We start from the raw sequence: 25,888 nt of genomic DNA, 5'->3' as shown, positions 1-25,888 counted from the left end.
GAATTGGTTAAAAAATGAGTGTAATTGCAGAAATAATTGATACTCTTGAAAATAAGATTGGAAAGCTTTTTTCTAAAATGCAATTTCTAGAAAAAAACAATCTAGAATTGAGAGCTAAATTAACTGATGCAACACAAATCATAGCCCATCAATCTGAAGAGATTGAATTGCTAAAAAAGCAATATGAAACACTCAAAATCGCCAATGCATTGCTAGGCAGTGAAGACAATAAAAGAGATACAAAGCTTAAAATAAATTCATTAATTCGTGAAATTGATTACTGTATAGCGCAGCTATCAGATTAAAAATGGAAGAAAAGCTTAAAATAAAGATATCGATTGCAGACAGGGTTTATCCTTTAACGGTAGACGCCTCTCAAGAAGAAGGACTCAGAAGTGCTTCAAAAAAAATTGATATGATGATTAAGCAATTTGAAGAAAATTACGCCGTAAGAGACAAACAAGATGTTTTAGCCATGTGTGCTTTACAGTTTGCCTCCCAAGTGGAACAAAAACAAATTGATAATGCAATGAATGGTAGTGAAACCATCGACCGATTGCAAAAAATCAATGCTGTTTTGGACCAATATCTCGATTAAATCGTTCTTACAAAAATTAAGATACTGCCTACATTAGTTCTTATTTGATAAACTCAACACTAACAATTTAGAATGAGCGAATCATCGTTACTATAGCAAGCCAATTCAGTTTGGAAGCTTGAACAACGAGTTAGCTCAAAACTTGTCTTTTCGAGTTTATACAATCCCACTAATGTAGGTTTTTTTATATATATAATTTAAACAAAATGGATAGTACATTATTAATAATTGTTTCAGGAATAATAGGTATTGCGGCTGGTTTTGGTATCGCCAAGATTATCGAAAAAAGTAACATTTCTAATTTAATTAAGAACGCTAAAAAAGAAGCTGCTTCAATTTTAAAAGACGCCAATTTAGAAGCTGAAAACATTAAAAAAGATAAAATTCTTCAAGCAAAAGAAAAGTTCATTGAATTAAAATCTGAGCACGAACAAGTAATTTTAGCTAGAGACAAAAAAGTAGCTGAAGTAGAAAAAAGAGTTCGCGATAAAGAATCTCAAGTTTCGAGTGAACTGTCTAAGGCAAAGAAAATCAATGATGATTTCGAAGCTAAAAAAGCAGAATTCCAAGCAAAAATCGAAGTACTTGACAAAAAACAACTAGAGGTTGAGAAATTACACAAAAGCCAATTACAACAACTAGAAGTAATATCTGGATTGTCTGCAGAGGAGGCTAAAGAACAATTAGTAGAAGGATTAAAATCTGAAGCTAAATCAAAAGCGATGTCTCACATTCAAGAAACGATTGAAGAGGCTAAACTTACTGCACAACAAGAAGCTAAGAAAATAATCATCAACACCATTCAACGTGTTGGTACTGAAGAAGCGGTTGAGAACTGTGTGTCTGTTTTCAACATTGAATCTGATGATGTTAAAGGTAGAATCATTGGTCGTGAAGGACGAAACATCAGAGCGCTAGAAGCAGCTACAGGTGTAGAAATCATAGTTGACGATACTCCAGAAGCTATCATTCTTTCTTGCTTTGACCCTGTTCGAAGAGAAATTGCTCGTTTATCCTTACACAAATTAGTTACCGATGGACGTATTCACCCAGCAAGAATTGAAGAAGTTGTAGCAAAAACAACAAAACAAATTGATGACGAAATCATTGAAGTTGGTAAACGTACTGTTATCGATTTAGGAATCCACGGATTACACCCTGAATTGATTAAAGTGGTAGGTAGAATGAAATACCGTTCTTCTTACGGACAAAACTTATTACAACACTCTCGTGAAGTTTCTAAGCTTTGTGGAATTATGGCTGCTGAATTAGGACTAAATGTTAAACTTGCCAAAAGAGCAGGTTTACTGCATGATATTGGAAAAGTGCCTGATGCAGAAAGTGATTTACCACACGCTTTATTAGGTATGCAATGGGCTGAAAAATACGGTGAAAAAGAAGAGGTATGCAACGCAATTGGCGCACATCATGATGAAATCGAAATGAAATCATTATTATCACCAATCATTCAAGTTTGTGACGCGATTTCTGGAGCTAGACCAGGCGCTAGAAGACAAGTATTAGATTCTTACATACAACGTTTAAAAGACTTAGAAGAAGTAGCTTATGGCTTTAACGGTGTTAAAAACGCATATGCTATTCAAGCCGGTAGAGAATTACGTGTAATCGTAGAAAGTGAAAAAGTCTCTGATGACAATGCAGCAACTTTATCTTTCGAAATTTCTCAAAAAATTCAAACTGAAATGACCTATCCAGGACAAGTAAAAGTTACTGTAATTAGAGAAACTAGAGCAGTAAATATTGCTAAATAATTTATATTAAACACATAAAAAAGGCTTCCTAAGGGAAGCCTTTTTTATGCATTATTAGTTCGATTTCTTAAAATAAATTTTAAAAGTCGACCCCACATGCAAGGTGCTTTCTACTTCTATTTTTCCTCCCATATTCTCAATTTGATTTTTCGTTAAATACAATCCGACGCCACGTGCATCATTGTTTTTATGAAACGTTTTATACAAACCAAAAATGGAATCTTTGTATTTATTCAAATCAATACCTAAACCATTATCTTTTATGTTCAGAACAACATAATCATCATTTACATCTGATGTAAAAATAATTTTAGATACTTTTTTAGTATCAGAATATTTAATTGCATTGGTGACTATGTTTAGCAAAATACTTTCTAAATACGCTGGCAAACATTCAATGGTTACACTACTCTGGATGTAATTCAACACCACTATATCTTTTTGCTTAATCGAATCGTGTAAAACATCTAAAACTTTGTTGATATAAACATTCAAGTTTAATTCCTCAATTTCTTTATCCTTTACCGTATGAATACTGACTAATTCGTTTAAGTTTTCTATAGTTGAAAACAACTCATCTGAAACGATTTGAATATTACTCAAGGTATCTAAATCTGACAATAATTCTTCTTTGTGCAAATCCAATAAAGATTTAATATTTCCACTATGGGTACGCAAATTATGAGAAACTATATGGGCAAAATTCAGTAGCTTGTTATTTTGTGTATTCAAAATTTCAAGCATTTTAGCCAACTCCAATTCCTTCTCCTTCTGGTCAGAAATATCAGTATGCGTTCCAACAATTCGCAATGGTTTACCCTCTGCATCACGCTCAATCACTTTTCCTCTATCTAAAATCCATTTGTAGCGACCATTACACAAAACACGATGACAAGTTTCGTAAAAGGGTATTTTATTGTCGAAATGAAGGTTTATATTGCCATAATATTCTCCTCTATCATCAGGATGCACTCGCTCATCCCATTCTTCCGGGGTAGCTACCAAATCAGATTCTGTCAATTCTAAAATCTTCATCGATTCGGAAGAATAATAGACTTTCCCTGTAACCAAATCCCAATCCCACACCCCTCTATCCGAAGCTTGTACAGCAAAATGATACCGTTCGTCTGCCAATCGCATTCTAATTTCTTGCTCTTTTACATCTGTTATGTCAGAAATTAAACCATAAAAGACAATCTCATCAAGGTCGTTTTTCTTTGGGGTAGCTTCAATCTTAATCCATTTATAACCACTATCTGGCAACAACAATCTAAATTCGATATCCCAAACCTCAATATTTGCAATTGCATTTTCGTAAGAATCTATAAATCCTTTTAAATCTGGTTCATAAATCGTATAATTAGACAGCTTATAAGAATCCTCAATAAACTCATTAAAAGAGAATTCATTAAAAAAATCGATTGGTTTACTCAGGAAATCAAACGCAATTTGGCGTTCCTTGTTAACTCTAATTTGAAAAATAATATTTGGAAGTTGCTTAATTAAGCTTTCGTAGAGTTTATTTAAATCTTCTGGGTCTCTATTTTTTGTAAATATCATCAGTTATATAGACTTTCTTTTGCTAAAAATAGTAAAAGTTTTAATTAAACTAACATCTTGCAGTGATTTAGTTAAAATCAATCTATAAATTTATCTTTTCGAGGATGATATGAATGCATGACCTGTTTTAAAAATTTTCGGTCTAAATGCACATATATTTCAGTTGTGGTGATTGATTCATGTCCTAACATCAACTGAATTGAACGCAAATCAGCTCCATTCTCCAACAAATGAGTCGCAAAAGAATGTCTAAATGTATGAGGACTAATTTTTTTATTTAGCTCAATCAAATCGGCTAAGTTGTTAATTATTGTAAAAATCATCGCTCTGGTCAATTGTCGCCCTCGTCGGTTTAAGAACAAAGTATCTTCAAAGCCTTTTTGAATAGGCATATGAACACGAATAGTCTCTTTATAAATGGTAATATATTTTTGAGCCAATTCGCCAATGGGAACAAAACGTTGTTTGTTGCCCTTTCCGTGAATTTTAATAAAGCCTTCTTCAAAAAAAAGATCCGAAATTTTCAACCCAACCAATTCAGAAACACGAAGTCCACAACCATATAAAGTTTCGAGCATAGCGCGATTGCGTTCTCCTTCGTTTGATGTTAAATCAATCGCTAAAATCAAGTCATCAATCTCGTCAATAGATAAAGTATCAGGCAATTTCCTCCCCAACCTTGGTGATTCTATCAACTCCATTGGATTATCTGCTCTATAGTCTTCAAAAATCAAATACGAAAAAAAACTTTTTAGTCCAGAAATAATTCTAGCTTGAGATCTCGCATTAACTTCTTTAGCAACCTCATAAATAAACTGCTGAACTGTTTCTTCATTGATAATAAGAGGTGACACGACTATACTTCGATTCTGCAAAAAAGAACAAAGACGTTCGATATCCAAAGTATAATTCGCAATAGTATTGGTCGACAAACCTCTTTCTATTTTAAGATACGACTGATATTGCTTGATATAATTACTCCAACTCATACTACAAAGAAAGGCAATTTTAAGGCATAAAAAAACCTCCTTTTTAGGGGAGGTCATTAAGACAAAATACAAGTTTATTAAATTTTGTAACCTAATGAAAACATAAAAACACTAGTATTTACTTTAGAATCATCACCTTGAACAGTTTTAGCAATATTTGACATTCCTAAATTATATCTAAAACTAGCGAATAGATGATTTGTAAAATCATAACCAACTCCAAAATTTAATCCAAAATCGGTTGATTTAAAAAAATCTTTTGCATCTTGTTTTACCTCTTGATCAAAACCATTAATCTTAGTAGCTGTTTTTGCAGTAGTTAGTATCCCTAACTGAGGCCCAGCCTCAAAATGGAAAGATTTATCAACGTAAAATTTAAACATTACGGGTATATTAATGTAAGAAAGCTTCAATTTTACATTTGCTGTATAAATAGAACCGTTAAAATCAGCATCAACATTATTAAAGCTAGTACCTTGCTCAGAATACAAAAGTTCAGGTTGAATACTAAATTTATCTGAGACTTTAATTTGAGCAAAACCACCTAAATGAAAGCCAACTTTAGTTGAATTCTCTTCGATGTCACCACTCAAATTGGACAAATTCAAACCTCCTTTAAATCCATATCTTGTATCTTGTGCATTAGCAAATGCAAATCCAAATACTGCAACAGCAGTTAAAATAATTTTTCTCATAGATTTAAAATTAAAAAAAACCTCCTTTTTAGGGGAGATTTATATGATAAAATAAAAAAATTACAAATTAAAAGCAACTCCAAGATTTAATGAAGAAAATGTTCCTCCATCAACAGAAATCCCTTTGTAACCTAAAAACAAATCTGTTTTACCAAAAGAGTAACCTAATTTTGGTTGATATAAAAATCCACCATCATTTTCAGTTGGCGCAACCCCAATCGCATAGCCTAAATCTAAACCTAAGAAAAATTTGTCAGATAAAGAGTATTGAGCTGTTCCATAAACAGGAATAAAACCAGCATCCTCAACGTCTAATTCAAACCCACCAAAATCAATTGTTTTGCCTAAATAATGTGAATAACCTACACCAACTCCAGCATTAAACTTATCAGATACAGACCATGTATATGCAGCATCAACTCCAATATTTAAAGAATAGCTATCTTTAATATCGCCTAATGGTAAACCTAAATTAGCACCTAATTTAAAATTTCCCTCTTGTGCATTAGCAAATGCGAATCCAAATACTGCAACAGCAGTTAAAATAATTTTTTTCATTTTTTTGTTTTAGTTTATTAAGATTATTCAGCTAAACTAATAATTCAAAATCAAATAAAGAAAAAAAGCATTGAAACAAACCTCCTACAAAGACGTTTTAAGGCATTAATAAAAAGCAACACAAAAACATAAAAAGCTACATATCAATAGACTAAAAAAACACCTCTCACTAAAATCAGGTATTTTTCAAAAACTTAAGTATAAATAAAATTTTAACAAGTTAAAACTTATTTTAGTTATTTTGGAAACCAATTAAAATTATTGTTATTTCGCAACACAAAACTATCTAGTTATAGACTTGACTTTTTGCAAAACAATATTTAGTTCAAAATACAGTTTATAACCATATAAAACCCCATTTTAAAAAAGAAAAAAATGAAAAAAACCATTCTTATTGCAGCTTTAATCTTTTTAGGAACATTGAATTCACAAGCACAATTATTACATTTAGGAGCTAAAGCAGGTATCAATTATGCAAATCTAACAGGTACTGATATTACTGTTAATTCAGAAAACTACAAATCAGACGCTATTACTGGCTACCACATTGGTTTATTGGCCGAAGTAAAATTGACAGAAAAATTCGGGATACAACCAGAACTTTTGTATTCTACTCAAGGAGCTAGTTATAAAAACGCAATTAAAGAAATCAAAAATGAATTGGGTTATTTATCGATTCCAGTAATGGCAAAAATCTATTTAAACAATACGTTCAGCTTAGAATTAGGTCCACAAGCTTCTTTCTTATTAAGTGAAAAGGACAATGTTGATTTAGAAGATTCAAAAACTTTTGACTTTGCGGTTGCTGGTGGTTTAGGTGTAAAAATTACAAAAGGCATCTTTGTACAAGCTCGTTACGGACTAGGATTAACTGAAGTTTCTACCAATGCAAAAGCAAAAAATTCTGTGGTGCAAGTTTCTGCTGGATTTATGTTTTAATAAATAACAAAATCAACTACAAAACCGTACTATTATTTAGTACGGTTTTTTTATTTTTACCAAAAAGAACCATTATGCAAATTGCTATTATTAACGGCCCCAATCTTAATTTATTAGGAAAACGTGAACCCGAAGTGTATGGAACAGCAACCTTCGAAGATTATTTTGAAACACTAAAAACTAAGTTTCCTCATATTCAATTCTCATATTTTCAAAGTAATATAGAGGGGGAATTAATCGATAAAATTCAAGAATTCGGCTTTTCTTATACTGGAATCATTCTCAATGCTGGTGCTTATACCCATACATCCATAGGCATTGGCGATGCCATAAAAGCCATCACTACCCCTGTTATCGAAGTACATATTTCCAATACTTTTTCAAGAGAAAGTTTTAGACATCAATCCTATATTTCAGGAAATGCCAAAGGTGTTATTCTAGGGTTCGGTTTAAAAAGTTATGAACTCGCGATTCAATCTTTTGTATAACCTTAAGATTTTTAACACAATAAATTAACAAGTTTTTATGATGTAAGTTTTTTCATCTGTTTAATTTTACAAAAAAAAGCAGATGAAACAATTTTACGTTTTTATTTTATTTTTAATCTCTTCGCCTTTTATAGCACAAGTAAAAGGTACTATTACTGACGAAAAAGGAAATCCATTACCTTTTGTTTCCGTAATCATTCAAAATTCCTATTCAGGAACTACCACCAACGACAAAGGAAAATACGAACTGAACCTCAAAAAAGAAGGTGATTACACCCTATTGTTCCAGTTCCTTGGTTACAAAACCGTAAAGAAAACGATTCATTACGAGAAAACACCAATATTAATTGACATTCAGTTATCGGAAGAAAATTACAACCTCAACGAAGTAGTTATCAATCCGAAAAATAATCCTGCCAACGCCATTATCAAAAGTGCAATTACAACACGAAAAGAAAACGCTGAAAAAACAGCTCGATTCACCGCCGATTTTTATTCTCGTGGATTATTCAAAATCAAAAATCTACCTAAAAAGATTTTAGGAATGAAATTAGATATGCCAGACGAAATGACTACTGGTTTAGATTCAACTGGAAGTGGTATTTTGTACTTATCTGAAACCGTATCAAAACTCACCTTCGAAAAACCAAACAATTATAAAGAAAGAATTATTGCCTCTAAAATTTCCGGGAACGACAAAGGCTTTAGTTACAATACTGCTCGTTCTTCATTTTACGACTTTTATGACAATACAGTCGATTTTAATGTAAAAATGATTTCACCCATAGCTAGCAATGCCTTTCAATATTACAAATACAAACTCGAAAGCACTTTTTTCGACGAAAGCAATCATCAAATCAACAAAATTAAAGTCATTCCAAGACGAGACAAAGAACCCGTTTTTGAAGGTTACATATATATTGTAGAAGACAGTTGGGCGATTTATGCCGTTGATTTCGATATCAAAGGCTATCGCATGCGCAATGAATTCACCGAAGTGATGACCTTAAAACAAAACTTCAATTACAATTCCAAAACTAAAATTTGGAGCAAAAATGCCCAAAGTTTAGCTTTTACCGCTGGTGCTTTCGGTATCGGATTCTCAGGTACTTTCAATTATGTGTACAGCAATTATGAATTCTTTGATGCTTTTGATAAAAAGACCTTTGGCAATGAAATTGTAAGTTTTGAAAACAACGCCAACAAAAAAGAGGATACTTTTTGGGAGAGCACAAGACCCATTCCGCTCACCGAAGAAGAGAGTAAAGATTATTTCAAAAAAGACAGCATTCAAACCATTCGTTCATCCAAAACATATTTGGATTCTATCGACCAAAAACGAAATAAATTCAAACTATTAGACCCAATAACAGGTTATAATTATAGAAATACTTTCAAAAAATGGTCATTCGATTATGCTGGATTAATGGACATAAGTTCATTAACGTTCAATACGGTTCAAGGTTTCAATCTTGACTCAGGCTTTACTTATCGCAAATGGGATGATGAATCTGGAAAAAGCACAGCCATTGCAACTACTTTCAATTATGGTTTTTCAGACGAGCGTCTTCGAGTGGTCGGAAATTTTAGCCATCGTTTTAACAATCAAAATTATGCCACAATTTGGGTTTCTGGAGGAACGGCGGTTAAACAATTCAACGAAAACAATCCAATTTCCCCTTTTATCAATTCGATAAGCACGCTCTTTTTCAAAAACAATTTTATGAAATTGTACAACAAAGAGTTTTTCAATGTGACTTATTCACAGAATATAGCCAACGGCATCAACTTAACCGGAAAATTAGAATACAGTCAACGCAAACCTTTATTTAATACTACTAACTATACCTTTATCAAAAATGACGACCTTTATTCTTCAAACAATCCTTTGGATTCTAATGATTATTCAACTGCTGGTTTCTCAACTCATCAGTTACTAAAAGCTAATTTGAACTGGCGCATTAACTTTGGCAACCAATACATTTCGCGCCCTGACGGAAAATTCAACCTCCGAAACGACAAGTATCCAACTGTGCTTTTAGGCTACGAAAAAGCCTTTGCTGCTAGCCAAAAAAACTACGAGTACGACTTAATAAGTGCACGTGTTCTGTATGACCTTCCGTTGGCCAACAAAGGTGATTTAGGTGTAAATCTAAGAGCAGGCAAATTCTTCAATGCCGAAAATATTGCTTTCATGGACTACAAGCATTTCAATGGCAATCAAACACGAATTGGCCAAACCGAACGCTATTTAAACGTTTTCAACCTGTTACCTTATTACAGCAATAGCACAAACGATGCGTATTTTGAATTACATTCAGAGTACAGCGACAATGGTTTTATCATGAACAAAATACCGGGGCTGAACCTTTTAAAAAGCAGTTTAATGCTCGGTTTTCACAACTTAGCCATTCCAAATCGCAAACCTTATCAAGAAATCAGCATAGGACTCGATAACTTAGGAATCGGGAAATTCAAACAGTTCAGAGTAGATTATGTCCGCTCTTACCAAAATGGTTTTCAAGGTGACGGCGTAATTTTTGGACTAAAACTTTTAAATATTTTAGATTAGGAGCGGAAAGAATAGGCTTTCTTGTGGGCAAAGTCCCGTCATCCGCTATATCTTTTTTTAATACCCCAAACAAAAACCCTTCTAGAATTCAAAACTCCAGAAGGGTTATTAAAAAAAGGATGCCGCTACTACCGGGGCTAAAAGGAAGCATCCTATCTTTTTGCTTTCGTAGTGACTTAAAATTAATTAGGTTCTACATGAATCAAAACATGTCCCAAAGAGGGGATTTTCGCTCGAAGGGTGTCTTTTAAATCATGCGCAATATCATGTCCTTCTCTAACTGTAATGGTACCTTCTACCCTTGCGTGCAAATCTACATGATACTGCATTCCTGCTTTTCTTATAAAACATTTCTCTGTATCTATAACTCCTGGAACCGTTAAGGAAACAACTCTAATTTCCTCCACCAATTCATCATATAGATGTTCATCCATTATCTCGCTCAAAGCCGGTCTAAATATTTTATAACTATTAAATAAAATAAAACCAGAAGCAAAAAGAGCCGCCCAATCATCTGCAGATTCGTATCCTTTCCCAAAATAAAGTGCGATAGAAATTCCCAAAAAAGCCGCTACCGAAGTGATAGCATCGCTTCTATGGTGCCACGCATCGGCTTTCAAAGAAGAGCTATTGGTTTCTTTACTTCTTTTCATCACCAACTGAAACGAATACTCTTTCCAAATAATAATGGCTCCCAAAATATAAAGCGTCCAAGATTTGGGCAAATCATGAGGTGTCCCAATGTTCTGAATACTCTCATAAGCAATGATAGTAGCAGAAGTAATCAAAAAACCAACTACCAAAAACGTAATCAAAGGTTCTGCACGACCATGACCATAAGGATGATTATCATCAGCAGGTTTATTAGAATATTTGATTCCAAAAAGCACCAAAAAAGACGCAAAAATATCAGTAGTAGATTCAATCGCGTCCGCAATTAACGCATAAGAATTACCGAAAAAACCAGCCAATCCTTTTACAATAGCCAAAGAAGTATTACCAATAATACTGAAGTAGGTGGCTTTTATCGCCGTTTGTTCTTTAGACATAAGTAGCTATTAGTGATTAGTATTTAGCAATTAGTCCTTAGTAGTTAGTCTTGAAAAAGAACTAATCACTAAGGACTAAACTATAGGTTAAAAAAAATTAAGCTCTTACAATATTGGCTCCAATAGCTCTTAAACGCTCATCAATGCGCTCGTATCCTCTATCAATTTGTTCAATATTTTGAATAGTGCTCGTTCCTTTCGCTGACAAAGCAGCAATCAATAACGAAATACCCGCACGAATATCTGGTGAAGACATCGTAGTTGCTTTCAACTGTGATTTAAAATCGTGACCAATAACTACCGCTCTATGAGGGTCACACAAAATGATTTTTGCTCCCATATCGATTAGTTTATCTACGAAAAACAAACGGCTTTCGAACATTTTTTGGTGTATCAATACATCACCTTTTGCTTGAGTCGCTACTACCAAAATAATACTCAATAAATCTGGAGTAAAACCAGGCCAAGGCGCATCTGCAATGGTTAAAATAGAACCATCAATGTCTGTTTTAACTTCGTAACCATTCACGTGAGCAGGAATGAAGATATCATCACCTTTTTTCTCAAGTGTAATCCCTAGTTTACGGAATACATTTGGAATAACTCCAAGATTTTCCCAACTTACATTTTTTATAGTAATCTCAGATTTAGTCATTGCTGCTAATCCTATCCAAGAACCAATCTCAATCATATCTGGAAGAATACGGTGTTCACATCCACCTAATGCTTCTACTCCTTCAATAGTCAACAAATTAGATCCAACACCAGAAATTTTAGCTCCCATTGCATTCAGCATTTTGCATAATTGTTGCAAATAAGGCTCACAAGCAGCGTTGTAAACTGTAGTTGTACCTTTAGCCAAAACGGCAGCCATTACGATATTTGCTGTACCTGTAACAGAGGCTTCATCCAATAACATATCTGTACCTGTAAGTCCATCTGGAGCTTCTACTCCATAGAAATGATCTTCTCTATTGTATCTAAACTTAGCACCTAAATTGATAAATCCTTCAAAATGGGTATCCAATCTTCTTCTTCCAATTTTATCTCCACCTGGTTTCGGAATATAACCTTTACCAAAACGAGCTAATAATGGACCAACAATCATAATCGAACCACGCAAAGAACCTCCTTCTTTCTTAAAGGCTTCAGTCTCTAAATAGCCCATATTTACTTCATCCGATTGAAAAGTAATGGAACTATTGCCGTTTTTTTGAATTTTAACTCCTAGATTGCCCAACAAAGTGATTAACTTGTTGATGTCAATAATATCTGGAATATTATTGATTGTTACTTTTTCTGGAGTAAGCAATACAGCACATAAAATTTGTAATGCCTCATTTTTTGCTCCTTGTGGGGTGATTTCTCCTTTTAATTGAATTCCACCTTCGATCTTGAAAATTCCCATTTGTTATACCAATTTATATTAATCAATAATTACCCAAAATATAATTACTGCTGTTTTCTGTTTTGATTTTTGTGCATCGGAGTTTTGCCCGATTTATTTTTATTATTCTGATTCTTTTGTTGATTGGAAGGCGTAATTTTATTCGACATTCTTTTGTTTGTTCGAAGTAAATCTGTAGTTCCCAAAAGCTCTTCTTTGCTTTGCAACAAATTCAATTTTCCACCAGAGAGCTCATACAAATGCTCAAAAATAACATCGTCTTTTACGGTGTCTTTGTTCCAACTCAAATACGATTTCTTCATGTGATTGGCAATTACCTTGACCAAAGCACTTTTCATTTCGCCTTCTTCCCATTTATTCGCCACATCTATCATATACTTGATATTATTACCATAATATCTATACTTAGGATAGTTCTGAGGATATTGCAAAACCTCAGGTTTCAATTGCAAAACTTCACGAGACGGAATAGGATATGGAGAGTCTACCGCCAAACGAAAGTCGGACATAATAAACAATTGATCCCATAACTTGTGCTGAAAATCAGGCACATCACGCAAATGAGGATTTAAACTTCCCATTACTTGAATGATGTATCTAGCAGCTTTGTTGCGCTCTTCATCATTCTCTATAATGGTTGCTTGTTCAATCAATTTTTGCAAATGACGACCGTACTCAGGAATGATTAAATGTTTTCTTTCAGAATTGTATTCTAAATGATACACTACATCATTGGCGTTCTCTTTTTTATATTTTTCGATCATATTTATAGGGAAACAATACCTTCAATTGTAGATAATTCTTGGTACTTCTCAATAATTTCTTGCGAATTTTTCATAGTTACATCAACAGAAACACTAGTAAATTTACCCGTTTTTGATTTTGTAGTTTTAATTACGGCTCCCATACAATTGAACGCCTCCTCTACTTTTTTCACATTTCCATCTACTGAAGGAACAATAAATTTAAACAAGTATTCTGCTGGCCAAGTATTACTATTATCTAATTCTACTTGTAATCTTTCATAAAAAGCAGCGGTCTCTTTTTCTTTGTCTTTATCCATTACTAATTTAAAATAAACGCAAATATACATTTTTGAGAACAGATTCAAGAATTTAGAACCAGGATTTAGGTTTTTTTTTAGAATAGCATTGCTACTAAAAGCAACATTAAACCACTACTAGTTTTATGCCACCAAACAAAACAAAACAAAACTAAATCATTAAAAACCAATAAATTGTTCTCCACTCACTCTAAAATGAAACAACAAAAATCGAGCAAACCTATTGCTATTAATAATCCTATCAAAAAATGTTTTAAAAACCAATAAGTTTAGGTAAATTTGCGCCCTTATTTACAAAACGTGCAAAAAGAAATCATCGTTATTATTGGTGGTCCTGGAACGGGAAAATCAACTATCATCAATCAACTTACCTCGTTAGGACATTGTTGTTATCCTGAAATATCCAGACAAGTAACTGCCGAAGCAAAAAAACTAGGAATTGACCAATTATTTCTAGAAGACCCTTTGCTGTTTAGTCAAAAACTACTCGAGGGAAGAATTAAGCAATTTAACGATGCACAAGAAGAAGCTCATCCCGTAGTATTTATAGACAGAGGTGTACCTGATGTAGTCGCTTACATGAATTTTATTGGAGACGATTACCCTCCCCATTTTGAAGAAGCTTGTGTGACTTGTACCTATTCAAAAATATTTATGCTTCCACCATGGGAAGAAATTTACGAAAGCGATGGTGAACGCTACGAAAACTACGAACAAGCACAACAAATATACCTGCATCTGAAAGAAACCTATCAAAACTATGGCTACGAATTAATCGAAGTTCCAAAAGATACGGTTGATAACAGAATTCTTTTTATCTTAGACCGAATTTCTAGCAAATAATAAAGAAATCGGAAATAGATTTCTAGTTCGAACGAAACTGAAATCCATGCAAGAAGCCTTACAAATTCTAAATAAATACTGGAAACACGATAGCTTCCGCTCCCTTCAAAAGGAAATTATCGAATCGATTCATAGCGGTAAGGATACCTTGGCAATTCTCCCAACGGGTGGAGGAAAATCAATATGTTTTCAAGTGCCTTCTCTAATGAAAGAGGGTATTTGTCTAGTAATATCGCCTTTAGTAGCTTTGATGAAAGACCAAGTTGCCAACCTAAAGCAACGCAACATCAAAGCAATTGCACTAACTGGTGGAATACCGACAGAAGAAGTCATTGATTTATTAGACAATTGCCAATTTGGAAATTACAAATTCTTATATCTTTCTCCTGAACGCCTTCAATCGGATTGGATTATGGATAGAATCAAAAACCTTCCTATCAATTTAATCGCAATTGATGAAGCGCATTGTGTCTCACAATGGGGACATAATTTCAGGCCTGCTTATTTAAAAATCAGTCATCTCAAAGAACATTTTCCAAAAATTCCTTTTTTAGCATTAACAGCAACTGCTACACCTAAAGTAAAAGAAGACATCATTAAAGATCTTAATTTACAGCAACCCGCTGTTTTTCAAAAATCATTTTCTAGGGATAACTTGGCCTATATGGTTTTTGAAGTGGAAGATAAATTACATCGCATACAACAAATTCTCAAAAAGAACCCTGCTCCTTCTATTATATATGTAAGAAATAGAAAGTCTTGCTTAGACATTGCCTCACAATTGAACATTTTAGGCTTCAAAGCAACCTATTATCACGGCGGCTTATCTTATAAAGAGAAAGAAAAAAATATGCAAAGCTGGATGACCGAAGAAACACAAGTTATTGTTGCCACCAATGCTTTTGGAATGGGAATTGACAAAGCAAATGTAAAAACTGTTATTCATATTCAATTACCTGAAAATTTAGAAAATTATTACCAAGAAGCAGGAAGAGCAGGAAGAGATGGCAATAAAGCGTATGCAATTTTGCTGAATAGTCCCTCTGATAGTCTTCAAGCGGAGTCACAATTCATCAATAACCTACCGGATCGCCCATTCTTGAATATGGCTTATGTCAAACTTTGTAATTATTTTCAAATCGCTTACGGAGAAGGCATAAACGAACAGTTTACCTTTAATTTAAATCATTTTTGCACAAAATATAGTTTTCCTATTCTAAAAACATATCAAGCGTTACAATTCCTAGACCAACAAGGCATTATTAATTTATCTCAGGAGTTTTCAGAAAAAATAACCCTGCAATTTCTAATTCCATCCAAAGAAGTTATTCGATACAATAGCCTTAATCCAAACGACGAAGAGATTATTTTGGCCATTCTTCGAACTTATCCTGGAATTTATGAAATGCAAACACCTTTCAATCTTTCGTTGATAGCAAAAAAGGCAAACGTCAAGGAAGAAGCCGTTCATTTGGTTTTGAAAAAATTAACCGAAAAAGAAATCATTGAGTACCACGCTAAAAACAATGACGCAACTATTCTTTTTAATGAAGTTAGAGAAGACGAACGAACCATCAATCGAGTGATTAAACATTTGGACCAGCAAAATCAATTAAAAAAAGAGCACCTTGCCAGTGTCATTGGTTACGTACAGAACCATAATCAATGCAAAAGTCAGTTGCTTCTTGCTTATTTTGGAGAAAAATCGTGTCCCGAATGCGGCATTTGTTCTTATTGCATCTCGAATTCAAAACCTTTGCCGTTTGACAAAGAACTTCCCAATACTATTCTTGAACTTTTGCAAAAAGAAGATTCAGACTCAAGAGAACTAGAAAAAAAGACTCGAAAAGGCCCGGATGCTATTATCTTTGCACTACAAACCTTGCTAGAGCAAGACAAAATTAAAATACTACCCAACAATAAATACACTTTACAATAAAATGGAAAAATTACGAATAGTTTTTATGGGAACTCCTGAGTTTGCCGTGGGAATTCTGGATACAATAATCAAAAATAATTTTGAAGTAGTTGGGGTAATTACCGCAACAGATAAGCCAGCTGGACGCGGGCAAAAGATTAAGTATTCCGCAGTAAAAGAATATGCATTAGAAAAAGGATTAACAATTCTACAACCCAGTAATTTAAAAGACGAAAACTTTTTAGCAGAATTAAAAGCACTAAATGCCAATTTACAAATTGTAGTTGCTTTCCGAATGCTTCCAAAAGTTGTTTGGGAAATGCCAAAATTGGGAACCTTTAATCTTCACGCTTCCTTGTTACCTAATTATAGAGGTGCCGCACCTATTAATTGGGCCATTATCAACGGGGAAACCAAAACTGGAGTTACCACTTTCTTTATTGATGATAAAATCGATACAGGAGCTATGATTCTTAGCAAAGAAACAATAATTGAAAAAGAAGAGAATGCAGGAATGCTTCACGATCGACTAATGCATATCGGAAGCGAAACAGTTGTATCAACTTTACACCTTATTGAATCCAACAAAGTTAACACTACGATTCAAGAAGATAACGAAGGAATCAAAACAGCTTACAAACTTAACAAAGAAAATTGCAAAATAGATTGGAATCAATCTGCCGAAAATATTCATAATTTGATTCGCGGATTAAGTCCTTACCCAGCTGCTTGGTGCTATTTTAAAGACAATTCTACCGAGTACAATGTTAAGATTTATGAATCAAAAATAGTGACAGAATCTCATTCTAAACCTATTGGAAGTATCGTTAGTACCAAAAAAGAGTTAAAAATAGCCGTACAAAATGGCTTTATTGAAATTCTAAGTTTACAATTCCCTGGAAAAAAACGAATGAAGACCTTCGAACTACTAAATGGAATTACTTTTTCTGAAAATGCGATAGTGGCTTAACATCAGTAAAATTGGGAGCTCCCAAACTTTAGTTCATTTTTCACCTTCTTTTATGAACAAAAAAAGCAAGTTATTAACAATTTCAGCTAAAAATTACAAAAACACTTGTGAGGAACGTAAATCCTACTAAATTTGTTCTTATAACATTTTAACCAACAATTAATAACTATTTATTATGAACAAATCAGAATTAATCGACGCTATTGCTGCTGATGCAGGAATTACCAAAGCAGCTGCAAAATTAGCATTAGAATCATTTTTAGGAAATGTAAGTGGTACCTTGAAAAAAGGAGGAAAAGTATCTTTAGTAGGTTTCGGATCATGGTCAGTTTCTTCAAGAGCGGCTAGAGATGGTAGAAATCCACAAACTGGAAAAACTATTCAAATTGCAGCAAAAAATGTTGTTAAATTTAAAGCTGGAGCAGATTTAGAAGGAGCAGTTAACTAATCCTCTCTAACGTAAATACATCAAAACCTTCCATATGGAAGGTTTTTTTTTGCACTTTAACGATTATTTTTGTGGATCTAAAATTATTTTAGTTAAATTTAATAAAAAAAAGAAGTATTATGATAACAGAAAAATTAAAAAAAGGACACCTGCTAATCGCAGAACCTTCGTTAATTGGCGATTTATCATTTAATAGATCGGTAATCTTATTAGCAGACCACAACCAAGAAGGCTCCATTGGTTTTATTATAAACAAACCCCTCAAGTACACCATTAATGATTTGATTCCTGAAATTGTTGCAAGATTCAAAATATACAATGGTGGACCAGTTGAACAAGATAATCTTTATTTTATTCACAATATTCCAGATCTTATTCCAAATAGTGTTGAAATATCTAATGGAATATATTGGGGAGGTGATTTTGAATCAACAAAGGAATTAATAAATTCTGGCCTAATCGGAAAAAACAACATTCGCTTTTTCTTAGGATACACTGGTTGGGAAGAAAAACAACTTGAAAACGAGATGGAAGATAACTCCTGGATTATCGCAAGGAATTCATACGAGAATAAAATAATCGGAAAATCATCCACTCATTTCTGGAAAGAACAATTAATGGAACTAGGTGGCGACTATTTAATTTGGTCTAATGCTCCCGAAAATCCATATCTAAATTAAACCATCCCCAAATGCTGCTTAAGTATTGTATTTAATACTTTTGCAGTATCCTGCTCAAATTCTTTCTTCCTATATTTCGTAATAGGCTGAATACCTCGAATAACATTGGTAACAAATAATTCATCTGCTTTTTGAAGATCAAAAGGAGAAATAACTTGCTCCACAACTTCTAAATTGGTTTCTTTTTTAGCCAAACTCAAAATTTGCTTTCTCATAATTCCATTCAAGCACCCTTCACTTATTGGCGGAGTGATTAATGTATTCCCCATTCGCATAAACAAATTACCCTGCAAAGCTTCTACAACATTTTTACTGTCATTTAGAAGAATACAATTATCCAAATCATTTTCTTTTGCATAAATACTGCCCGTAACGTGAATCATTTTATTGGTCGTTTTCAAAGTAGACAATAATTGCTTTGGAATATAAAAGTCTTTATACAAATCCACTTCATATTCCTTTTCACTAATGCTATATACTGGACTCTCTATTGCCGAAGTTTGAATCAAAAAAGACACTGTATTATTCGTAGGCAAATAAAAACCACCATTGTTTCTATAGACTGTTATTCTAGCGCGAGCGGATTGCTCAATTTTATTCTTTTTAACCAAAGACAAAACTTGTTCTTCAAGATACTCTAATGTAAAGATCATTGGGATTTCCATACGAACGATTCGCATAGCTGCCATTAATCTAAAATAATGATCTTCAAAAAACAAAATCTTACCATCAACGATTTTAAGTGTTTCAAATACACCATCTCCATATAAAAAACCACGATTTTGGTCTAACAAATTTGTATCTGAATCCTGAAGTATTCCGTTAAAATTAATCATAAAAAAAGCCCTAAAGTTAGTTTAGGGCAAAGATATAGTTTAAAATAGACATTTACTACACGGAACCGATGAGATGTTTTAAATCAGAAATTTGATTCTCCCACAATTGTGATGCTTCAGGTATTTCATTTTTTTCGGCAAAATCGACCACCAACAAAGAAACATCTTTAGTCAATTCATCCTCAAGAATATGCAATTCAAAAAAATAATCTGTGTCTTTGTTTTTATCATCTACCCATCGAAACTTCACTTTTTCACCAGATTTTTTCGAAGCTAATCTCGCTTTTTCTTGTGTGTCATCCCAAATGAAAGTAAAAAATTCCCCTCTTGAATTCACATCATCAGCAAACCATTCCGCCAACCCCGAAGGTGTAGATATATATTGATACAACAATTGCGGAGATGAGTTTATAGGGAATTCAATCTCATATCTTACTTTTTGATCCATACTTACTTTTTTTTTGGAAATATAAGAATATAAAGCCAAAATAAAACGCTTTTAAAAAAAAATATTTTTTACACCAATATGCTTGTCAACTCTAATTTTATTTTTATATTTGCACCCGCATTCAGGGGTTATTTAATTAACCAGAATAAGGCGAGATAGCTCAGTTGGTTAGAGCGCAGGATTCATAACCCTGAGGTCCCGAGTTCAAATCTCGGTCTCGCTACCAGAAGCCTCAAATTTAAAATTTGAGGCTTTTTTTATATCCTAATTTACCCTCTCGTTACTTTACTATTTTAACCCCTTACCAATAAAGAAGTTAAAGATTTTTGTTAATTTTTATCAAAAAGAGAGCCTCAAAAATCGTACAATTGATTTTCTTGTTATATTTGATAGCATATAAAAGTATATCATAAACTAAACTTAAATACAATGAAAAAAGTAGCCGCAATTTTAGCTTTTTCATTCTTTGCTTTGTCAGTTCAAGCACAAGAAGCTCCAGCTAAAGAAAAAACAAAAAAAGAAACTTCAACAACTAAAAAAGAAGCAACAAAAACAAAGACCGAATGCAAAGCAGAAGGTAAAAAATGTTGCTCTTCTAAAAAATCAAAATAAAAAAAAGCCTCAATTGAGGCTTTTTTTTATTGTTTACTTAAATCTAGAACTAACTATTTTACTCTAACACTCCATTCAAAATCCATTTCAGAAACCTGAACTCCTTTTTCATCGGTTCCAATGGATTTCATCCAAAAGGTTTGCCCCTCACCTGTCGCAATAGTTTTCTTTATTGCTTCTTCTATCAAATACCCATCATTACAGATAAATGTAATTCTGCCTGTGGCTTTCTTGGTAAAATTCCCTTTGTTGTTAGCTACTAACATGGATATTTTTCTACCGCTTTTTTGAATTTGATACATTACCAAAGCACCAGTAGACAACTCAGCAGCCATAGCTTGAACAGCAAAATACATAGAATTAAACGGATTTTGATTGATCCAACGGTGTTTTACACTTACTACACATTTCTTTTCGTTAATAGCTTTTACTCTTACTCCACACAAAAAAGCCGAAGGCAATTTAAAAAATAAGAATTGATTCAATTTTGATACGTTTATTTCCATTATATATTGGTTTTTGGGTAAAAGTACAAAAAAATACTATGCATACATATAAAATTACAATATCACCCCTAAACTGTACCCACATCACCTAATAACACACTCAAAGTACTATTAATCAATAGAAAGTGACTAAATAAGCAGCAACTATAAAAAAATTATTTTGTTAATATTTTGTTAATATTTACTACTATGCGATACAAGATACTTTCTTTTAGACATATATTTGCATAAGAAATTACTATATACTTTAAATCATGGAAACATCATCAGAAAAAAACATCGCAACCTTTACTCATTTGAGTACATTGAGCCAGTATATAATTCCGTTTGGAAATTATATCTTCCCTATTTTGATTTGGACTTCAAAAAAGGATCAATCAGAATTTGTAGACCATCACGGAAAACAAGCTATTAACTTTCAATTGAGTATCCTTATTTACTCACTGGTTATGGCGGTAATTGCTTTACCAATTTTAATTTTTACTGTTTTTAACAATATGACTTTTGATGAATTCTACCACAATCAAGGATTAGTGATTAGAGATTTTAATTTTGAAGACCATATTGGACTTATTACAGTTGGAATCATCGCTGCTCTTGCTTTTGTTGGATTCAAAATAGCAGAATTCTTCTTAATAATTATTGCAGCTGTAAAAACATCAAATGGAGAAAAATACCAATATCCATTCACTATTCCCTTTATAAAGTAATCAATTATAAAGTAGTATATAGTAGTCTAATCAACTCTATAAATCATCTCAACTATCACCTGTAATGGAAAGTAATCAAAAAACGAACAGTTCTAATCAAACAAAACATCAAAACGAAAATTATGAACATTGAAAACACAAAAGCCCAGATGCGTAAAGGTGTTCTCGAGTTTTGCATCTTATCAGTTTTAAAAGAAAAAGATGCCTACACTTCTGAAATATTAGACACTTTAAAAGACGCAAAATTGTTAGTAGTTGAGGGAACCATTTATCCTTTGCTAACACGATTAAAAAATGACGGATTACTCAACTATCGTTGGGAAGAATCAACCTCAGGACCACCAAGAAAGTATTATGGTCTAACTGAAATAGGCCAAACCTTTTTAACTGAATTAAGCGGCACTTGGAATGAATTATCCGAAGCCGTAAGTCTAATAACCAACCAAAAACAATAGTCATGAACAAAACTGTAAATATAAACCTAGGAGGAATGTTCTTCCATATTGATGAAGATGCATACCAAAAATTAACTCGATATTTTGAAGCTATCAGACGTTCTTTGTCTAAATCATCTGGACAAGAAGAAATCATTAAAGATATCGAAATGCGTGTTTCAGAATTATTAAATGAAAAACAAAAAAGCGAAAAACACGTAGTAGGACTGAAAGATGTAGATGAAGTAATTGCTGTAATGGGACAACCTGAAGATTACATCATTGAAGAAGAAACAAGCGCTTCAGGAAAATTTAATGATTATAGCACAAGAGCTACCAAAAAATTATACCGAGATAAAGAAAAAGGAATGATTGGTGGTGTAGCTACAGGTCTAGGACATTACTTTGGAATCGATGCGGTTTGGTTAAAAATCATGTTCTTAATCTTTGTTTTTGCTGGATTTGGTTCAGGTATATTGGCATATATCATCCTTTGGATTGTCACTCCAGAAGCCATCACCACTTCAGAAAAACTTGAAATGACTGGTGAACCTGTAACCATCTCTAACATCGAGAAAAAAGTTCGTGAAGAATTTGAAAATGTATCTGGCAAATTTAAAAATGCCGATTATGACAAAATGGGAAACCAAGTAAAATCTGGAGCGGAAAAGTTGGGAAACTCTTTAGGTGATTTTATTATGACTCTTTTCAAAGTTTTCTCTAAAGTCTTGGGTGTTATTTTAATCTTGACAGGACTTTTTACACTAGTTAGCTTATTTATTGGAGTATTTACATTAGGCTCTTCAGCATTTATTGATTTTCCTTGGCAAAACTTTGTCGAAGCAGGGAACTTTGCTGACTATCCTGTTTGGAGCTTTGGATTATTGATGTTTTTTGCTATCGGAATCCCTTTCTTTTTCCTAACTATATTAGGATTCAAGTTATTATCACCAACTATTGGGTCAATTGGAAACATTGCTAAATATAGTTTATTGGCTTTGTGGTTAATCTCTATTGCCATCTTAATCTCTATAGGAGTAAAAACAGCCACTCAAGTAGCCTATGACGGAAAAACAGTAGCTAAACAAAATATTCCTTTGAATGCAAACGATACTTTGTTCGTAAAATTCAGATATAATGATTATTATACTAAAGATATCGATGATCATACTGAATTTGAATTTGTACAAGATTCTGCGAACAACAAGTTGATCTATTCTAATAATGTAAGCTTGAGAATTTTATACACCGATGAAAAAACACCTTACATTCAAATTGAAAGAACGGCTAAAGGAAAATCGTTTCAAGACGCAAAATTCAGAGCTGAAAAAATTCAATATGGTATAAAAGTAGAAGGAAATCATTTGTATTTAGACAATTATTTGTTGACCGATGTAAAAAACAAATTCCGTGATCAAGAAGTAGAATTATATTTGTATTTACCAGAAGGTACTTTATTAAAACCAGATGCATCAGTACAAAACTATGATCGTTCAGATAATGATTTCTTCAATTTACACTATAGCTCAGACAATTACGTTTACAAAGTGACTGATTCTCAAATAAAATGTTTAAATTGCCCTGAGGATGAGGACGAGTGGAATGATGTAGAAAATGATTCAACCGCTACTAATGTTACCATCAATGAAAATGGCATTTCTATTAAAAAAGATACTTTAATTAAATCCAATAAGGATATAAAAGAATTAAAAATCAATAAAGACGGAATAATCATCAAAACCGAATAGCTATGGTAAAAATAATCACACTAGTAACAAAATTCATCATTGTTACGCTGACCGCTTTACTGTTTGCCTCTTGTAATTTGTCTACAAATTTCAATTCCATCACTGGAAGTGGAAATGTGACCACCGAAAAGAGAATTGTAAATGGCGATTTTAAAAGTATTGAAGTAGGAAACGCTATCGATTTGGTAATAGAACAAGCCGATAAAGTTGAGATTATAGTAGAAGCCGATGATAATTTGCAAAAAGAAATCACTACCAAAGTAGAAAACGGCAAGCTTATTATTGGATGCAAATACAGTTCTTTCATAAATATTAACTCTAAAAAAGTAATCGTTCGAGCACCTATTATTGAAGGCATTGAAGCCAATAGCGCTTCGACGGTAAATAGTAAATCAACCCTTAAAGCTTCTGAATTTAAGATTGATGCTTCGAGTGCGGCTTCTTTGGATTTGAACATAGAATCTGAAAAAATAATTTGTGATTCTGGTAGCGGAAGTAGCATTGAATTGAAAGGAAAAGCTATTCAGCTCCAAACCAATTCTTCGAGCGGAAGTTCTATTAATGCTGGCGAGTTGTTGGCAAACGATATCAAATCGCAGGCTTCATCAGGAAGTATTCAATCGCTACATCCGTTGGTGAGTCTTGATGCCGAAGCGTCTAGTGGAGGAAATATATCCTATAAAAACAAACCTAAAAGTCTGAAAAAAAGCGAAAATTCTGGTGGTTCAATAAGCCAAGAATAGTTTTTAGTTGATACAAAAAAAGTCCTTCTTCGTGAAGGACTTTTTTTGTGACTAAAATTAAGAATGTAACCCAAAATTCTCATTGTTACTCTCTAGCCCCGATCGCAGTGGAAATCCTTTGTTGCCGGGGTTCGGCAACAAAGATTATAACGGAGAGCGGGACTTTGAATACAAAAAAGCGCTTTGACTACTGCTCCTAAAAAAATTACTCTTTGGCTGCCAAATAACGCTCGGCATCCAATGCTGCCATACAACCTGTACCTGCAGCGGTAATGGCTTGGCGGTACACGTGATCGGCGGCGTCTCCTGCAACGAAAACTCCTGCTACATTCGTTTTTGAACTTCCTGGAACGTTAACGATATAACCTGTTTCGTCTAAAGTCAAGTAATCTTTGAAGATATCGGTGTTAGGTTTATGACCAATGGCTACGAAAAATCCAGTTGCTGGAATGTCATACACTTCATCGGTGGTTTTGTTTTTTACTTTGATAGCCGAAACCACTTGCTCATCCCCTAAAACTTCAACGGTATCGTGGTTTAAAAGGATTTCGATGTTTTCGGTTTTGCGTACTCTTTCTTCCATAATTTTGGAAGCTCTGAATTTTTCGCTTCTAACCAACATCGTAACTTTTTTGCACAACTTAGATAAGTAGTGTGCTTCTTCGCAAGCTGAATCTCCTGCTCCAACGATTACCACTTCTTGGTTTCTATAGAAAAATCCATCACAAACGGCACAAGCTGAAACTCCGCCACCCATTTTTAAATAATGTTGTTCTGATGGTAAACCTAAATATTTTGCAGAAGCTCCTGTAGAAATAATCACGGTTTCGCAGTGTAATTCGATAGTGTCGTTAATCCAAACTTTGTGGATATCGTCAGAGAAATCAACTTTTGTAGCCCAACCGTCACGCACATCAGCGCCAAAACGTTGTGCTTGTTGTTGCAACTGAATCATCATTTCTGGTCCAGTTACACCATCTACATAACCTGGAAAATTTTCAACTTCATTGGTCGTTGTCAACTGTCCACCAGGTTGCATTCCTTGGTACAAAACTGGATTCATATTGGCTCTAGCAGCATAAATAGCCGCGGTATAACCCGCAGGACCTGAACCTATAATTAGGCATTTTATTTTTTCGATAGTATTTGACATTGTGTTTTGAGTTTTTTAAAATACACGCAAAAATAGGATTTTAAAAAATAATAACTCGATTTGAAGTATTTGTTTTGATTATGGGGTAATAAAAAAACACATTCTTATTAAGAATACTATAATAATTTTTGTTCCAAGTGTTTTTTTT

28 protein-coding genes, 1 tRNA gene and 1 other RNA gene are annotated in these 25,888 nt (G+C 33.4%); 18 read left to right on the top strand and 12 right to left on the bottom strand.

Going from position 1 to position 25,888, the window contains the following annotated elements:
• Positions 1-14 precede the first annotated feature (14 nt).
• The 4 genes from ACSVH9_RS00595 (at position 15) to rny (ending at position 2,370) form a co-directional block, all read left to right on the top strand.
• Positions 15-305: a hypothetical protein gene (locus ACSVH9_RS00595; RefSeq protein WP_438062018.1), complete on the top strand. Its 291-nt coding sequence runs from the start codon at positions 15-17 to the stop codon at positions 303-305.
• 2 nt (positions 306-307) lie between these two features.
• On the top strand, positions 308-598 hold the full coding sequence (locus tag ACSVH9_RS00590) for a cell division protein ZapA (protein ID WP_064714474.1): 291 nt from the start codon (positions 308-310) through the stop codon (positions 596-598).
• Between the two features lie 51 nt (positions 599-649).
• Positions 650-756: non-coding RNA, 6S RNA (ssrS, locus tag ACSVH9_RS00585), on the top strand.
• A gap of 48 nt (positions 757-804) precedes the next feature.
• Positions 805-2,370, top strand: coding sequence for a ribonuclease Y (rny, locus tag ACSVH9_RS00580; protein ID WP_438062017.1), 1,566 nt, complete (start codon positions 805-807; stop codon positions 2,368-2,370).
• 54 nt (positions 2,371-2,424) lie between these two features.
• Here rny and ACSVH9_RS00575 read toward each other — a convergent pair whose 3' ends face one another.
• The 4 genes from ACSVH9_RS00575 to ACSVH9_RS00560 form a co-directional block, all read right to left on the bottom strand.
• Positions 2,425-3,930 carry a PAS domain-containing sensor histidine kinase gene (locus tag ACSVH9_RS00575; RefSeq protein WP_438062016.1) on the bottom strand — a complete coding sequence of 502 codons (1,506 nt, stop codon included), beginning with the start codon at positions 3,928-3,930 and terminating at the stop codon, positions 2,425-2,427.
• Between the two features lie 77 nt (positions 3,931-4,007).
• Positions 4,008-4,919, bottom strand: a complete 912-nt coding sequence (gene xerD / locus ACSVH9_RS00570; protein WP_438062015.1) for a site-specific tyrosine recombinase XerD — start codon at positions 4,917-4,919, stop codon at positions 4,008-4,010.
• Positions 4,920-4,996: 77 nt separating this feature from the next.
• Positions 4,997-5,614, bottom strand: a complete 618-nt coding sequence (locus ACSVH9_RS00565) for a porin family protein (protein ID WP_438062014.1) — start codon at positions 5,612-5,614, stop codon at positions 4,997-4,999.
• Between the two features lie 60 nt (positions 5,615-5,674).
• Positions 5,675-6,172, bottom strand: coding sequence for a hypothetical protein (locus ACSVH9_RS00560; RefSeq protein WP_438062013.1), 498 nt, complete (start codon positions 6,170-6,172; stop codon positions 5,675-5,677).
• A gap of 375 nt (positions 6,173-6,547) precedes the next feature.
• Between ACSVH9_RS00560 and ACSVH9_RS00555 the strand changes: the two genes are divergently transcribed.
• The 3 genes from ACSVH9_RS00555 to ACSVH9_RS00545 all read left to right on the top strand — a co-directional run bounded on the left by ACSVH9_RS00555 (position 6,548) and on the right by ACSVH9_RS00545 (position 10,171).
• On the top strand, positions 6,548-7,111 hold the full coding sequence (locus tag ACSVH9_RS00555) for a porin family protein (RefSeq protein ID WP_438062012.1): 564 nt from the start codon (positions 6,548-6,550) through the stop codon (positions 7,109-7,111).
• Positions 7,112-7,185: 74 nt separating this feature from the next.
• The gene (gene aroQ, locus ACSVH9_RS00550) at positions 7,186-7,599 is read left to right on the top strand and encodes a type II 3-dehydroquinate dehydratase (protein ID WP_438062011.1); all 414 of its coding nucleotides are present in this window, start codon (positions 7,186-7,188) and stop codon (positions 7,597-7,599) included.
• A gap of 82 nt (positions 7,600-7,681) precedes the next feature.
• Positions 7,682-10,171 (top strand): DUF5686 and carboxypeptidase regulatory-like domain-containing protein, encoded by a 2,490-nt coding sequence (locus ACSVH9_RS00545; RefSeq protein ID WP_438062010.1) that lies wholly within the window; start codon positions 7,682-7,684, stop codon positions 10,169-10,171.
• Positions 10,172-10,353: 182 nt separating this feature from the next.
• On the opposite strand, the gene ACSVH9_RS00540 is transcribed toward ACSVH9_RS00545, so the two are convergent.
• The 4 genes from ACSVH9_RS00540 to ACSVH9_RS00525 all read right to left on the bottom strand — a co-directional run bounded on the left by ACSVH9_RS00540 (position 10,354) and on the right by ACSVH9_RS00525 (position 13,691).
• Positions 10,354-11,220, bottom strand: a complete 867-nt coding sequence (locus ACSVH9_RS00540; RefSeq protein WP_438062009.1) for a cation diffusion facilitator family transporter — start codon at positions 11,218-11,220, stop codon at positions 10,354-10,356.
• Between the two features lie 97 nt (positions 11,221-11,317).
• Positions 11,318-12,628: a UDP-N-acetylglucosamine 1-carboxyvinyltransferase gene (gene murA, locus ACSVH9_RS00535; RefSeq protein WP_300978097.1), complete on the bottom strand. Its 1,311-nt coding sequence runs from the start codon at positions 12,626-12,628 to the stop codon at positions 11,318-11,320.
• A 44-nt stretch (positions 12,629-12,672) separates the two neighbouring features.
• The gene (locus ACSVH9_RS00530) at positions 12,673-13,392 is read right to left on the bottom strand and encodes a DUF4290 domain-containing protein (protein ID WP_300978096.1); all 720 of its coding nucleotides are present in this window, start codon (positions 13,390-13,392) and stop codon (positions 12,673-12,675) included.
• Between the two features lie 2 nt (positions 13,393-13,394).
• Positions 13,395-13,691, bottom strand: a complete 297-nt coding sequence (locus ACSVH9_RS00525; RefSeq protein WP_159690785.1) for a DUF493 family protein — start codon at positions 13,689-13,691, stop codon at positions 13,395-13,397.
• A 300-nt stretch (positions 13,692-13,991) separates the two neighbouring features.
• Here ACSVH9_RS00525 and ACSVH9_RS00520 point away from each other — a divergent pair, with 300 nt between their 5' ends.
• The 5 genes from ACSVH9_RS00520 (at position 13,992) to ACSVH9_RS00500 (ending at position 18,550) form a co-directional block, all read left to right on the top strand.
• Positions 13,992-14,534 (top strand): ATP-binding protein, encoded by a 543-nt coding sequence (locus ACSVH9_RS00520; RefSeq protein WP_315140332.1) that lies wholly within the window; start codon positions 13,992-13,994, stop codon positions 14,532-14,534.
• Between the two features lie 46 nt (positions 14,535-14,580).
• A complete protein-coding gene (locus ACSVH9_RS00515; RefSeq protein ID WP_438062008.1) occupies positions 14,581-16,473 on the top strand; it encodes a RecQ family ATP-dependent DNA helicase in 1,893 nt (630 codons plus the stop codon).
• 1 nt (position 16,474) lies between these two features.
• Positions 16,475-17,422, top strand: a complete 948-nt coding sequence (fmt, locus tag ACSVH9_RS00510) for a methionyl-tRNA formyltransferase (RefSeq protein ID WP_438062007.1) — start codon at positions 16,475-16,477, stop codon at positions 17,420-17,422.
• 175 nt (positions 17,423-17,597) lie between these two features.
• On the top strand, positions 17,598-17,870 hold the full coding sequence (locus tag ACSVH9_RS00505; protein WP_064714443.1) for an HU family DNA-binding protein: 273 nt from the start codon (positions 17,598-17,600) through the stop codon (positions 17,868-17,870).
• 119 nt (positions 17,871-17,989) lie between these two features.
• Complete coding sequence (locus tag ACSVH9_RS00500; protein WP_159682461.1) at positions 17,990-18,550, top strand: YqgE/AlgH family protein; 561 nt, start codon at positions 17,990-17,992, stop codon at positions 18,548-18,550.
• Here the strand turns inward: ACSVH9_RS00500 and ACSVH9_RS00495 are convergent.
• Both ACSVH9_RS00495 and ACSVH9_RS00490 read right to left on the bottom strand, forming a co-directional pair.
• Positions 18,547-19,386, bottom strand: a complete 840-nt coding sequence (locus ACSVH9_RS00495; RefSeq protein ID WP_438062006.1) for an aminotransferase class IV — start codon at positions 19,384-19,386, stop codon at positions 18,547-18,549. The genes ACSVH9_RS00500 and ACSVH9_RS00495 overlap by 4 nt on opposite strands.
• A 55-nt stretch (positions 19,387-19,441) precedes the next feature.
• On the bottom strand, positions 19,442-19,834 hold the full coding sequence (locus tag ACSVH9_RS00490; RefSeq protein WP_315140340.1) for an START-like domain-containing protein: 393 nt from the start codon (positions 19,832-19,834) through the stop codon (positions 19,442-19,444).
• Positions 19,835-19,983: 149 nt separating this feature from the next.
• Between ACSVH9_RS00490 and ACSVH9_RS00485 the strand changes: the two genes are divergently transcribed.
• A tRNA-Met gene (locus ACSVH9_RS00485) sits at positions 19,984-20,060 on the top strand.
• A 203-nt stretch (positions 20,061-20,263) separates the two neighbouring features.
• The gene (locus ACSVH9_RS00480; RefSeq protein WP_315145814.1) at positions 20,264-20,446 is read left to right on the top strand and encodes a hypothetical protein; all 183 of its coding nucleotides are present in this window, start codon (positions 20,264-20,266) and stop codon (positions 20,444-20,446) included.
• Between the two features lie 53 nt (positions 20,447-20,499).
• Here the strand turns inward: ACSVH9_RS00480 and ACSVH9_RS00475 are convergent, their stop codons facing one another.
• Positions 20,500-20,952, bottom strand: coding sequence for a DUF4442 domain-containing protein (locus ACSVH9_RS00475; protein ID WP_438062005.1), 453 nt, complete (start codon positions 20,950-20,952; stop codon positions 20,500-20,502).
• A 254-nt stretch (positions 20,953-21,206) separates the two neighbouring features.
• Between ACSVH9_RS00475 and ACSVH9_RS00470 the strand changes: the two genes are divergently transcribed.
• The 4 genes from ACSVH9_RS00470 to ACSVH9_RS00455 all read left to right on the top strand — a co-directional run bounded on the left by ACSVH9_RS00470 (position 21,207) and on the right by ACSVH9_RS00455 (position 24,587).
• Entirely contained in the window at positions 21,207-21,662 is a 456-nt protein-coding gene (locus ACSVH9_RS00470) for a DUF4870 domain-containing protein (RefSeq protein ID WP_438062004.1), read from the top strand.
• Between the two features lie 122 nt (positions 21,663-21,784).
• Entirely contained in the window at positions 21,785-22,117 is a 333-nt protein-coding gene (locus ACSVH9_RS00465) for a PadR family transcriptional regulator (protein WP_078212445.1), read from the top strand.
• 2 nt (positions 22,118-22,119) lie between these two features.
• Positions 22,120-23,844, top strand: coding sequence for a PspC domain-containing protein (locus ACSVH9_RS00460; protein WP_438062003.1), 1,725 nt, complete (start codon positions 22,120-22,122; stop codon positions 23,842-23,844).
• A 2-nt stretch (positions 23,845-23,846) separates the two neighbouring features.
• Complete coding sequence (locus tag ACSVH9_RS00455) at positions 23,847-24,587, top strand: head GIN domain-containing protein (RefSeq protein WP_315144195.1); 741 nt, start codon at positions 23,847-23,849, stop codon at positions 24,585-24,587.
• Positions 24,588-24,792: 205 nt separating this feature from the next.
• On the opposite strand, the gene trxB is transcribed toward ACSVH9_RS00455, so the two are convergent.
• On the bottom strand, positions 24,793-25,740 hold the full coding sequence (gene trxB / locus ACSVH9_RS00450) for a thioredoxin-disulfide reductase (protein WP_438062002.1): 948 nt from the start codon (positions 25,738-25,740) through the stop codon (positions 24,793-24,795).
• Positions 25,741-25,888: the final 148 nt, after the last annotated feature.

The organism is Flavobacterium sp. RSSB_23 (assembly GCF_051547145.1).
GTDB lineage: Bacteria > Bacteroidota > Bacteroidia > Flavobacteriales > Flavobacteriaceae > Flavobacterium.
This window is presented reverse-complemented; position numbering and strand designations above follow the sequence as displayed.

Coding starts and splice junctions, on each gene's coding strand:
- ACSVH9_RS00595 (WP_438062018.1), top strand. CDS start 15: ATGAGTGTAATTGCAGAAATAATTGATACTCTTGAAAATAAGATTGGA.
- ACSVH9_RS00465 (WP_078212445.1), top strand. CDS start 21,785: ATGAACATTGAAAACACAAAAGCCCAGATGCGTAAAGGTGTTCTCGAG.
- murA (WP_300978097.1), bottom strand. CDS start 12,628: ATGGGAATTTTCAAGATCGAAGGTGGAATTCAATTAAAAGGAGAAATC.
- ACSVH9_RS00545 (WP_438062010.1), top strand. CDS start 7,682: ATGAAACAATTTTACGTTTTTATTTTATTTTTAATCTCTTCGCCTTTT.
- ACSVH9_RS00500 (WP_159682461.1), top strand. CDS start 17,990: ATGATAACAGAAAAATTAAAAAAAGGACACCTGCTAATCGCAGAACCT.
- aroQ (WP_438062011.1), top strand. CDS start 7,186: ATGCAAATTGCTATTATTAACGGCCCCAATCTTAATTTATTAGGAAAA.
- ACSVH9_RS00490 (WP_315140340.1), bottom strand. CDS start 19,834: ATGGATCAAAAAGTAAGATATGAGATTGAATTCCCTATAAACTCATCT.
- ACSVH9_RS00560 (WP_438062013.1), bottom strand. CDS start 6,172: ATGAAAAAAATTATTTTAACTGCTGTTGCAGTATTTGGATTCGCATTT.
- ACSVH9_RS00475 (WP_438062005.1), bottom strand. CDS start 20,952: ATGGAAATAAACGTATCAAAATTGAATCAATTCTTATTTTTTAAATTG.
- fmt (WP_438062007.1), top strand. CDS start 16,475: ATGGAAAAATTACGAATAGTTTTTATGGGAACTCCTGAGTTTGCCGTG.
- rny (WP_438062017.1), top strand. CDS start 805: ATGGATAGTACATTATTAATAATTGTTTCAGGAATAATAGGTATTGCG.
- trxB (WP_438062002.1), bottom strand. CDS start 25,740: ATGTCAAATACTATCGAAAAAATAAAATGCCTAATTATAGGTTCAGGT.
- ACSVH9_RS00460 (WP_438062003.1), top strand. CDS start 22,120: ATGAACAAAACTGTAAATATAAACCTAGGAGGAATGTTCTTCCATATT.
- ACSVH9_RS00480 (WP_315145814.1), top strand. CDS start 20,264: ATGAAAAAAGTAGCCGCAATTTTAGCTTTTTCATTCTTTGCTTTGTCA.
- ACSVH9_RS00495 (WP_438062006.1), bottom strand. CDS start 19,386: ATGATTAATTTTAACGGAATACTTCAGGATTCAGATACAAATTTGTTA.
- ACSVH9_RS00555 (WP_438062012.1), top strand. CDS start 6,548: ATGAAAAAAACCATTCTTATTGCAGCTTTAATCTTTTTAGGAACATTG.
- ACSVH9_RS00530 (WP_300978096.1), bottom strand. CDS start 13,392: ATGATCGAAAAATATAAAAAAGAGAACGCCAATGATGTAGTGTATCAT.
- ACSVH9_RS00575 (WP_438062016.1), bottom strand. CDS start 3,930: ATGATATTTACAAAAAATAGAGACCCAGAAGATTTAAATAAACTCTAC.
- ACSVH9_RS00525 (WP_159690785.1), bottom strand. CDS start 13,691: ATGGATAAAGACAAAGAAAAAGAGACCGCTGCTTTTTATGAAAGATTA.
- ACSVH9_RS00565 (WP_438062014.1), bottom strand. CDS start 5,614: ATGAGAAAAATTATTTTAACTGCTGTTGCAGTATTTGGATTTGCATTT.
- ACSVH9_RS00470 (WP_438062004.1), top strand. CDS start 21,207: ATGGAAACATCATCAGAAAAAAACATCGCAACCTTTACTCATTTGAGT.
- ACSVH9_RS00505 (WP_064714443.1), top strand. CDS start 17,598: ATGAACAAATCAGAATTAATCGACGCTATTGCTGCTGATGCAGGAATT.
- ACSVH9_RS00455 (WP_315144195.1), top strand. CDS start 23,847: ATGGTAAAAATAATCACACTAGTAACAAAATTCATCATTGTTACGCTG.
- ACSVH9_RS00540 (WP_438062009.1), bottom strand. CDS start 11,220: ATGTCTAAAGAACAAACGGCGATAAAAGCCACCTACTTCAGTATTATT.
- xerD (WP_438062015.1), bottom strand. CDS start 4,919: ATGAGTTGGAGTAATTATATCAAGCAATATCAGTCGTATCTTAAAATA.
- ACSVH9_RS00590 (WP_064714474.1), top strand. CDS start 308: ATGGAAGAAAAGCTTAAAATAAAGATATCGATTGCAGACAGGGTTTAT.
- ACSVH9_RS00515 (WP_438062008.1), top strand. CDS start 14,581: ATGCAAGAAGCCTTACAAATTCTAAATAAATACTGGAAACACGATAGC.